The following is a 9,771-nucleotide window of genomic DNA, read 5'->3' as shown; positions in this document are numbered from 1 at the left end:
GTGCTGAGCGACCTTGCGCGTGACCACGAAATCGTGCGTCTGATCTTGGACTGGCGTGAGAAGTCCAAGATCAAGTCAACCTATCTGGACACGTTGGGCCCGCTACGCCGCGGTGACGGCCGCGTGCACACCACGTACAACCAAACCATTACCGCAACGGGGCGTCTGTCCTCGAGCGACCCGAACCTGCAGAACATCCCGACGCGCTCTGAGCTGGGGCGTACCGTCAAGACGGCGTTCTCGGCGGGCGAGGGCAGCGTCTTTTTGGCGGTGGACTACTCGCAGATCGAGCTGCGCCTGCTCGCGCATCTTTCGGGCGACGAGCACCTGGTGCGCGCCTTTAACGAGGGCGAGGACTTCCACGCCGAGACGGCCGCGCGCGTGTTTGGTGTTCCCGTGTCCGAGGTAACGCCCGACCTGCGCAGCCGCGCCAAGGCCGTGAACTTTGGCATCGTGTACGGTCAGCAGGCCTACGGTCTCTCGCAGTCGCTGCACATCTCGATGGCCGAGGCGCGCGATATGATCGATCGCTACTACGAGGCCTACCCGGGCGTGCGCACGTTCCTCGACAACGTGGTGGCACGCGCCAAGCAGACGGGCTACGCCGAGACCATGTACGGCCGCCGCCGCCATATTCCCGAGCTCAAGGCCAAAAACCCGCAACTCCGCGGCTTTGGCGAGCGCACGGCCATGAACCACCCCATGCAGGGCACCGCGGCCGACATCATCAAGATCGCGATGGCCCGCGTAAGCCGCCGCCTGGAAGAAGAGGGCTTTGCCGCCCACATGATCCTGCAAGTGCACGACGAACTGGACTTTGAGTGCCCCATCGACGAAGTCGAGCGCCTAACCACCATGGTCCGCGACGTCATGGAACACGTAGTAGACCTCCGCGTCCCCCTAATCGCCGAAGCCAGCACCGGCATAACCTGGGCCGACGCCAAATAAAGACGTATTGACAACTCCAAAGTAACCAAAACCAGAAGGGGGCTCCTTACCAACAAGGAGCCCCCTTCATCCAAATATATTCAGCTAAGTATCTAGACACTCAAGACGCCATCTAGGCGACATGAACGAATATGTAGCCATGCCCGGCGCCGGCCGTTTGATTTTTGTAGATTCCGCACGAGCCGGAAAGCACTTAATGTGCTTTCCGAGCGAGCCCAGGACCTGACCGAACGAAAAACTAATCCGCTCCGCCCGGCCAGGTCCGACGAGCCACGTTACCGAGCCGCCAAGATGGCGTCGATGAGCGTCAGTACGCCCCCGTCGTTGTTGCTCGGAATACGCCACTTGGCATGCGCGTTCATGTGCTCCTCAGCATTGTCCACGATAAAGCTGTGACCGACGCGCTCCAGCATGGGGATGTCGTTGTACGTATCGCCCACGGCGGCGGCGTCGGCAATATCGATGCCCAGGTGCTCGCACAGATGCGCGACGCCGGCGCCCTTGTCGACACCCAGGTTCATAAAGTCGATCCACTCGCGCCCGGCGTTGGTGACGTAGAGCTTGTCCGAGAACTCGGGGCTATAGGTCTCGCGGAAAGCGGGCTCGGCGTCGTAGCCGGGGAAGAAAACCGAAATCTTGTTGGACTCGAAATCAATGCCCTCAAAGCTGTCGACGTAGTTGATTGTGTTGTAGTAGACGCTGATCTCGTCGTGGTACTGATGGTCGCGGGCAAGCACGTAGAACTCGTCGAAGCAGCACAGGACGGGAACGGCGCGCGGGTCCTCCGAGGCACGGCTCAAGACCTGCTGATACAGCGCCACATCGATGTTGCTCTTATAGATATAGTTGCCGCGATAGATGACGCAGGCTCCGTTGTCGGGACAAAAGGCGAGGCGGTTCTTGATGCCCTCGAACATCTCCTCAAGCTTGGGGGCCGGACGTCCGCTAGCGGGGCAGAACACGATGCCAGCCTCGGCGAGCTTGTCCAGGCGCTCATCAAGACCCTGAGGTAGCACGCGCTCGTCGGTGAGAAGCGTCTTGTCCATATCAACGGCGAGAATCTTAATGTTTCCAATATTGGCGTCCGATTCGTAAGTTTGCATAAAAGCGAGCCTTTCGTTTCGAAATTGTTTCAGATGTTATAACCATCAACTCGTAGTCAGGCGTATTTTCGCAGGAACGCAGCGTATTTGCACTGCATTTCACAAACTAATGAAAAAACTTTTCAGAAATTTGAATTTGTCGCTTGTGCAGCGGGCACTTTATCGTAATATAGCGACCATCGAAAACGGAGACGGAAAAACAACCGCTTACCGAGGAAAAGGTACCGTTTACGATATTAGAATTGCGCCCGGCGATAGGTGAAAGGAGAGGCAGATGCAGTTCGTAAAGATCATCACCACTGCAGACAATGCCATCCGACGCCAGCGCGCAATTTCCCGACGACGATAACAATCGTCTCTGTCCGCATGGGGCGAATTGCCTCAACAGAGTCATTTTGAGGTCGTTGGGTTTTAGCACGACATTGCTGCATGTTTCTAGGGCATGTATGTGCTGATTTTTGCTATTTAACCTGATATTGCACGGTATATGACCTTGAAATGACTTGCAACTGACCGATGTTCTAACTAGCTACCAAGGGCGAAAGGAAACAGCCATGAGCAAGGAAAAAGTCGTTCTCGCATATTCCGGTGGTCTTGATACATCCGTATGTGTCAAGTGGCTCCAGGACGAGAAGAATCTCGATGTCGTTTGTGTCTGCGGCAACGTGGGCCAGGAGGAGACCGGCCTGGACGCCAAGAAGCAGAAGGCCCTCGACCTGGGCGTTCTGGATTGTCAGGTGCTCGACCTGCGCGACGAGTTCTCCGATGAGTTCCTGACTAAGGCCATCGCTGCAAACTCCATGTACGAGAACAAGTACCCGCTGCTCTCCGCCCTGTCTCGTCCGCTGCTCGCCAAGAAGCTTGTCGAGGTCGCCCACGAGTTTGGCGCGACCTACGTCGCCCACGGCTGCACCGGCAAGGGTAACGACCAGGTTCGTTTTGAGGCTGCCGTCAAGGCCCTCGACCCTGAGCTCAAGGTTATCGCCCCGGTGCGCGAGTGGGATCTGAAGTGCCGTCCCGACGAGGTCGCCTATGCCCACGCCCACAACGTGCCGGTTCCCGAGGGTGCCAACGATAACCCCTACTCCATCGACGACAACCTGTGGGGTCGCGCCATCGAGTGCGGTCACCTGGAGGACCCTTGGAATGAGCCGCTCGATGACGCTTGGGTTATGACCAAGAACCCCGAGGACACGCCTGACGCCCCGACCTATACCGAGATCGAGTTTGAGGCCGGCAAGCCTGTCGCCGTCGACGGCAAGAAGATGAAGCTCTCCGAGATCGTCATCGCCCTCAACAAGATTTCGGGCGACAACGGCTTTGGCCGTCTTGACCTGGTCGAGGATCGTCTGGTGGGCCTCAAGAGCCGCGAGTGCTATGAGGTTCCCGGCGCCCTGACGCTCATCACCGCCCACAAGGCGCTCGAGGACATCTGCGTCGAGGGCGACCTGCTCAAGACCAAGATCAAGCTCGAGCAGGATTGGGCCACCGCCGTGTACAACGGCCAGTGGTACAGCCCGCTCAAAAACGCGCTCGATGCCTTTATGGCCGACACGCAAAAGTTCGTGACCGGTACCGTCCGTCTGAAGTTCTTTAAGGGCAACTGCCATGTCGTCGGCCGCAAGAGCCCCTTCAGCCTCTACGACTACGGCCTGGCCACCTACGACCGCGACACCACATTTGACGAGAAGGCCAGCGCCGGCTTCATCGAGATCGACACGCTGTCGCTCAAGACGTGGGCCAAGGTCCAGGGTCCCAGCTCTGCTGCCGCTCAGGCTTAAGTCTTCCTTCCCTTGGTATCCGCGCGGCCCATCCGCGTGATACATAACGGGCGCATGGGGTCCCTATCTTTCGTTATGCTTGCTGACACTTCTTAACATCGGTGGCCCCTACGTTCCGCCCGCATATATGATGCCGCGACTGCGGCTGAGTCCGAGCCCCGCCGGGGTTGTCCGGCGGGGCTCCTTCTATCAATTTGGCGGCTCTGCACCTATATATATGAGGAGTATCCATTATGTTCAATGCTATCGCGCATGCTTTACTTGCTCTCGCGCCCGAGCTCGATGCTGCAAAGGTCGAGGACGTCCCTATGGGCCTGAAGGCCTGGATCGACGGTTCGCAGGGCAACATCCGGAGGGAGACGTTGGGCGCCAAGTGCATGGTGCGTCACTTCTTTGCAAATTAGCTACATGGCCCCGCGCACGGTGGGGAATATGCAAAACTAGCGGTTGAAAAATCGCTTTAGCGACAGGGTGCATTGCTTTGGGCGCTTGTTTTGGTATTTGGAGAAAGGAGACGGTTCCATGGCTCTTTGGGGCGGTCGTTTTGAGGCGGGCGTGGCCGAGGTCACGCAGGAGTTTGGCGCGTCGCTGCCGGTCGACAAACATCTCTATAAGCAGGATATCGCCGGCTCTAAGGCGCATGCCAAGATGCTGGCGGCCCAGGGCATCATCAGTGCCGAGGACGAGCAAGCGATAGCCGAGGGCCTGACCGGAATCGAACAGGATATCGATGCCGGCAACTTCACCTTCGACATCAACGACGAGGACATTCATATGTCCATCGAGAGCGAGCTGACGCGTCGCATCGGCGAGGCTGGCAAGCGCTTGCATACCGGACGTTCGCGCAACGACCAGGTGGCGACCGATACGCGCCTGGGCGTCAAGGCGCTGGCCAAGGAGCTCATGGAGGCCAATCTTGAGCTGCGCCATGTGCTGGTGGATGCGGCCAAGAAGTACGACAAGGTGATCCTGCCGGGCTACACGCACATGCAGCATGCTCAGCCCGTGCTTCTGTCGCATCATCTGCTGGCGTATTCCTGGATGTTCGCGCGCGACTTTACACGCCTGAAGGCCGCCTTTGATGCCGCCGACAGCTGCCCGCTGGGTGCTGCCGCGCTTGCCGGTACGAGCTATCCGCTCGATCGTCAGATGACGGCTGCCGAACTTGGCTTTGCGGGTGTGATTCCCAACTCGCTCGATGCGGTTTCCGACCGTGATTTCCTGCTCGATCTGCATTACGCCGGTTCCGTCATGGCCATGCACCTGTCGCGTCTTTCCGAGGAGATTGTGCTGTGGTCGAGCTCCGAATTTGGCTTTATCACGCTTTCCGACTCGTACTCCACCGGCTCGTCCATCATGCCGCAGAAGAAGAACCCCGACTTTGCCGAGCTTATTCGCGGCAAGAGCGGCCGTGTGTATGGCAACCTGGTGCAGCTGCTCGTGACCATGAAGGGCCTGCCGCTTGCTTATAACAAGGACTTGCAGGAGGACAAGGAGGGCGCGCTCGATACCGCTCATACGCTCATGCAGTGCCTGTCGGTTATGGCCGGTATGATTTCGACTTGGACCGTCAACGAGGATGCCATGGCGCGCGAGTGCGGCGTGGGTCACCTTGCCGCCACCGATGTTGCCGATTACCTGGCTAAGCGTGGTCTGCCGTTCCGCGAGGCACATGCCGTGGTGGGGCATCTGGTACTGATGTGTGAGAAGCGCGGCTGCAATCTTGAGGACCTGCCGTTTGAGGTGTTCCAGGAGGCAAGCCCGCTCTTTGAGCACGACATTACCGAGGCGCTCGACATCCCGTCGATTGTCGCCGCGCGCACGACCGAGGGCGGCACCGCCCCTGCCGCCGTTGCCGTGCAGCTGCAGCGTGCCGAGGCGCAGCTCGTGGCCGACGAGGGCGTGTTTGGATCGCTGACTAAGGTCGTCGAGATGGGCCACGGGGTAAAGTAGGGATTTGGCTGAAGCCGTTTTGGCCATGTATTGATAAATCGTTTTCAGTTTACGGGCGCCTGCTGATGTGGGCGCCCGTATTTTGTTGCTATGGGGGAGGGGCTTGTCGAGAACTTCTGTAGGACCTTTGGGCAGGTTGTGAAGGGGTTACGTTCGCGGGCGGCAACCGACCGCCTGCTCTGTTTGATGCGGTTGATGGGCGGTCGGATGGTACTCTAATCAGGCTTCGAAACAGAAGTGACACATATGGAGCGCTTTAATAAATTACAGCGTTTCAATAAACAGCTTTTTGTTTAACTGCAGCTAAAACTCTGTTACGATGCACTCCAGGCGGGTGCCGGAATGGGACTTGGGCACGCGCGAACCTACTTGAAAGGCTACCTTATGGCTATCGAGAAGACCTTCATCATGATTAAGCCCGACGCCGTGCGCGACCGCAAGATCGGCGAGATCGTTGCTCGCATTGAGCGCAGCGGTCTTGTCATCGAGCGCATGGAGATGACCACGCTCGAGCGCGCTACCGTCGAGGAACACTACGCCCATCTGGCCGACAAGCCCTTCTTTGGCGGTCTCTGCGACTTTATGACGAGCGGTCCGGTCGTCAAGATGGTCGTTTCCGGTCTTTCCGCTGTCTCCAAGATGCGCACCCTTATGGGCGCTACCAACCCGCTTGATGCTGCCCCCGGCACCATCCGCGGCGACTTCGCTGTCGATGTCAACGCTAACGTGATTCACGGCTCCGACTGCTTGGAGAACGCCGAGATTGAGATCAAGCGCTTCTTTGGCTAAACCAGCTTTGACTCCTTAAAGCTGTTAGCGTGTGGCTTTGGCGCCGCGGAATTCCATCCGCGGCGCCCTTTTTATTCCAGTAGATTTTTGGTAAACGCCTAGAAATCTACTAAAGAGCCCCCGTCCGGATGTTTCTTCCGGGCGGGGGCTGGCGTTAGCGTGTGGCTTTGTAGGTCTTTAAGCCTCGTCGACGACCTTGAGCCCACGGGTCTGGTCGATCTCGTTGAGGAGATTGACGCGACGCTCGTGGCGGCCGCCCTCAAACTCGGCGTCGAGCCACTCGTCGACGATCATCTTGGCGAGCTCGGAGCCCACGACGCGGGCACCAAAGGCGAGCACGTTGGTGTTGTTGTGCATGCGGGAGAGCTTGGCGCTGAAGGGCTCGGAGCACACAACGGCGCGTACGCCCTCGACCTTGTTGGCAGCCAGGCTAATCCCGACACCGGTGCCGCAGATCAGGATGCCCAGGTCAACATCGCCGTTGGCAACGGCCTTACCCACCTTGTAGCCGGCGATGGGGTAGTCGAAGCTCTCGGAGGTGTCGGTGCCAAAGTTCACGACCTCGCAGCCGCGCTCCTTCAGGTGCTCGGAGATGATGTTCTTGAGCTCGACGGCGGCGTGGTCGTTACCGATACCGATCTTCATGGATGGTTCCTCTCTGGTCTGTGCGGCGCAAATGCTAAAGGTTTTACCGCGTTCGACTGCATGATAGCGCGACTTTTGTGTAAACGCTCGGGCGTTTTTTGGTCAAACGCTTTAGCATGCGACAAGACTGGCTTCTCGTGAATGAATGTTGTCAGTTTGCGCTTGAGCGCCGTCTGCCGGAACCATGGTTGCGGTTTTTGATGCATTGTTATCAAATAAAGGAGCTAACTTTTTTGAGAGCCCAGCCCGTTATGCAAGCAGGAGATACCTATGCCCACCGATTCCATCCGTGATGCCGCGTTTTGTGATGTTTTGAACCGCGAACTTGTCTGCGCGCTCGGCTGCACCGAGCCCATTGCCGTTGCCTATGCAGCGGCGCTGGCGAGTCAGACGCTCGGTTGCGAACCCGATCATATGGATGTTGCCTGCTCGGGCAACATCATCAAGAACGTTAAGAGCGTGACCGTGCCCAACTCGGGCGGTATGCACGGTATTGAGGCCGCGGCCGTGCTGGGTGCCGTGGGCGGCGACGCTAAGAGCGCTCTCGAGGTGCTCGAGAGCGTTGACGATGAAGACCGTGCTCGCGTGGCCGAGCTCCTCGCCGACGCCGGCTACTGCGATGTGTCGCTTGTCGAGGGTGTGCCCAACCTCTACATCAAGGTGACTGCGACGGCCGGGGGCCATACCGCGGTCGTCGAGATTACCGACCACCACACCAATGTCACGTGCCATACCCTCGACGGTATTCCGGTGTGCGGCAAGTCGGCGGGGGAGTGTGCCGCCTGCGCCGAGCGCGTGGTGGCCGAGCGTGCGGCAGATAACGCCGACACGCCCATGTCGATCGAGTCCATTATCGACTTTATCGAGGACGGCGACATCGATGACGCCCGCGCTGCCGTTGAGCGTCAGATTGAGTTGAACGGTGCGATCAGTGCCGAGGGCCTTGCGCACGCTTGGGGTGCCGAGGTGGGCCGCACGCTGCTGGGCGCTCGTGCCGATGACGTCGCCTGCCGTGCCCGTGCCCGTGCAGCCGCCGGGTCCGATGCCCGCATGAACGGCTGCGCGCTGCCGGTCGCCATCGTGTGCGGCTCGGGCAATCAGGGTATTACGTGTGCACTGCCCGTTATGGAGTATGCCGAGTACCTGCGTTGCGACCACGATCGCCTGGTGCGCGCCGTGATGCTGTCCGATCTTATCGCCGTGCATATCAAGAGCTATATTGGTGCGCTTTCGGCGTTTTGCGGTGCTATTTGCGCCGCATGCGGTGCCGGTGCCGCGATTACCTGGCTGTGTGGTGGCACGCGCGAGCAGATTGGCGCGACAGTCTCGAACACGCTCGGCAACGTTGGCGGCATCGTGTGCGATGGCGCCAAGGCGAGCTGCGCCGCCAAGATTTCCGCCGCCGTCGATGCGGCGATTCTGGGCCATGATATGGCCATGCAAGGCCGCGGCTTCCGCGCCGGCGAGGGCCTGATCCAAGATACCGTTGAGCAGACAATCGCTAGCATGGGCTACGTAGGCCGCGTGGGTATGAAGGACACCGACGTCGAGATCCTCAACATCATGATCGGCAAAACCCAGGTGTGCTAGTTACGCGGTTTTACCAAACCGCGTAACCAGTCGACGCTGCAAACGCCCCTAAGCGGCAATCTGCCTTTCAATCGTCGGGCATGGCCAGAAGGCCTATGCCCTCCTCTTTCAAGGCACATTGCTCGCTTAGGGGCATTTTCGCTGACTTGTGCTCAACCTGCGGCGCCATTTTGTTTGGAGCGAGGGGTCCTATGACAGTACGTCGGCTATTTGGTGTTCGTAGAAGGCTTCTACTACGGCGTTGAAGTCGCGGGCGAAGTCTTCCATGGTTCCGCGCCAGGTGGTTCGGCTGGGCTTGCCTTGGCCCACAAAGGCGGTTTGGATGCCGCAATCGGGGGACGGGAAGTCGCGTTTGGGATCGTTGCCCACCATAAGGACCTCGTGCGGCTCGAGCCCCATCACCTGAAGCTGCTCTAGATAGTAGGTGGCATCAGGCTTGCAGCGGGTGGCGTTTCCCATGTGCGTGACGAGCTCAAAGGAAGCGTCAGCCAGGTCGCCCCAACCCATGCGGCACTCGATGGCCCCCTGGGGAAAGCTGGGGTTGGTAAAGAGCGCGCAACGCAGCCCTGCGTCCTGTACGGCCTGGAGCGCGGCGTGTGCGCCCGGCATGGCGTGGGCGTTAATGATATCGTCGTTCTTGTACGGAAGAACTTCGCGCTCGTAGTAGGTAAACGCCTCGTAGATGATGGGATCGGAGAGGCAGATGCCGCATCGGCGCTCGACCTCGGTGCGGTAAAACTCAAGATTGGTGCGATTGTCCGTGCCGCTGCGGCGATTGGCGTTGAGGTCGACCAGGATGGTGCCGAGGCGTGCCATCGTGCCACCGCGACTGCGGCGCCCGATATCCGCGAGCATCGAAGAGACATCCTTAAAATAGCGAAGGATGAACGCGTTGAGGTTGATGCTAAGAAGCGTTTCGTCCATATCGAAAACGACTGCTTTGAGCACGCGGGCACCTTTCT

At 59.0% G+C, this 9,771-nt stretch carries 9 protein-coding genes; 6 read left to right on the top strand and 3 right to left on the bottom strand.

Annotated elements, in window-relative coordinates; genetic code table 11:
• The coding region (locus AB5405_RS04835) for a DNA polymerase (RefSeq protein WP_368137757.1) at window positions 1-948 on the top strand (948 nt) is incomplete at its 5' end.
• 275 nt (window positions 949-1,223) lie between these two features.
• On the opposite strand, the gene AB5405_RS04830 is transcribed toward AB5405_RS04835, so the two are convergent.
• Window positions 1,224-2,051 carry a Cof-type HAD-IIB family hydrolase gene (locus AB5405_RS04830; RefSeq protein ID WP_368137756.1) on the bottom strand — a complete coding sequence of 276 codons (828 nt, stop codon included), beginning with the start codon at window positions 2,049-2,051 and terminating at the stop codon, window positions 1,224-1,226.
• Window positions 2,052-2,605: 554 nt separating this feature from the next.
• On the opposite strand from AB5405_RS04830, the gene AB5405_RS04825 reads away from it, so the two are divergent.
• The 4 genes from AB5405_RS04825 to ndk all read left to right on the top strand — a co-directional run bounded on the left by AB5405_RS04825 (window position 2,606) and on the right by ndk (window position 6,574).
• Window positions 2,606-3,832 carry an argininosuccinate synthase gene (locus tag AB5405_RS04825; RefSeq protein ID WP_238057250.1) on the top strand — a complete coding sequence of 409 codons (1,227 nt, stop codon included), beginning with the start codon at window positions 2,606-2,608 and terminating at the stop codon, window positions 3,830-3,832.
• Between the two features lie 233 nt (window positions 3,833-4,065).
• Window positions 4,066-4,236, top strand: coding sequence for a hypothetical protein (locus AB5405_RS04820; RefSeq protein ID WP_368137755.1), 171 nt, complete (start codon window positions 4,066-4,068; stop codon window positions 4,234-4,236).
• A 118-nt stretch (window positions 4,237-4,354) separates the two neighbouring features.
• Window positions 4,355-5,785, top strand: a complete 1,431-nt coding sequence (gene argH / locus AB5405_RS04815; protein WP_271759118.1) for an argininosuccinate lyase — start codon at window positions 4,355-4,357, stop codon at window positions 5,783-5,785.
• Between the two features lie 384 nt (window positions 5,786-6,169).
• Window positions 6,170-6,574 (top strand): nucleoside-diphosphate kinase, encoded by a 405-nt coding sequence (gene ndk, locus AB5405_RS04810; RefSeq protein WP_055251725.1) that lies wholly within the window; start codon window positions 6,170-6,172, stop codon window positions 6,572-6,574.
• A 177-nt stretch (window positions 6,575-6,751) separates the two neighbouring features.
• On the opposite strand, the gene rpiB is transcribed toward ndk, so the two are convergent.
• On the bottom strand, window positions 6,752-7,219 hold the full coding sequence (rpiB, locus tag AB5405_RS04805) for a ribose 5-phosphate isomerase B (RefSeq protein ID WP_055251633.1): 468 nt from the start codon (window positions 7,217-7,219) through the stop codon (window positions 6,752-6,754).
• Window positions 7,220-7,489: 270 nt separating this feature from the next.
• Here rpiB and AB5405_RS04800 point away from each other — a divergent pair, with 270 nt between their 5' ends.
• Window positions 7,490-8,809: an L-cysteine desulfidase family protein gene (locus AB5405_RS04800; protein WP_347478369.1), complete on the top strand. Its 1,320-nt coding sequence runs from the start codon at window positions 7,490-7,492 to the stop codon at window positions 8,807-8,809.
• 189 nt (window positions 8,810-8,998) lie between these two features.
• Here the strand turns inward: AB5405_RS04800 and AB5405_RS04795 are convergent, their stop codons facing one another.
• Window positions 8,999-9,757: an HAD family hydrolase gene (locus AB5405_RS04795; protein WP_368137754.1), complete on the bottom strand. Its 759-nt coding sequence runs from the start codon at window positions 9,755-9,757 to the stop codon at window positions 8,999-9,001.
• Between the last annotated feature and the right edge of the window lie 14 nt (window positions 9,758-9,771).

This window comes from Collinsella aerofaciens, assembly GCF_040920445.1.
GTDB lineage: Bacteria > Actinomycetota > Coriobacteriia > Coriobacteriales > Coriobacteriaceae > Collinsella > Collinsella aerofaciens_BH.
The sequence above is the reverse complement of the archived record's forward strand: the minus strand, read 5'-3'. Positions and strand labels throughout refer to the sequence as shown.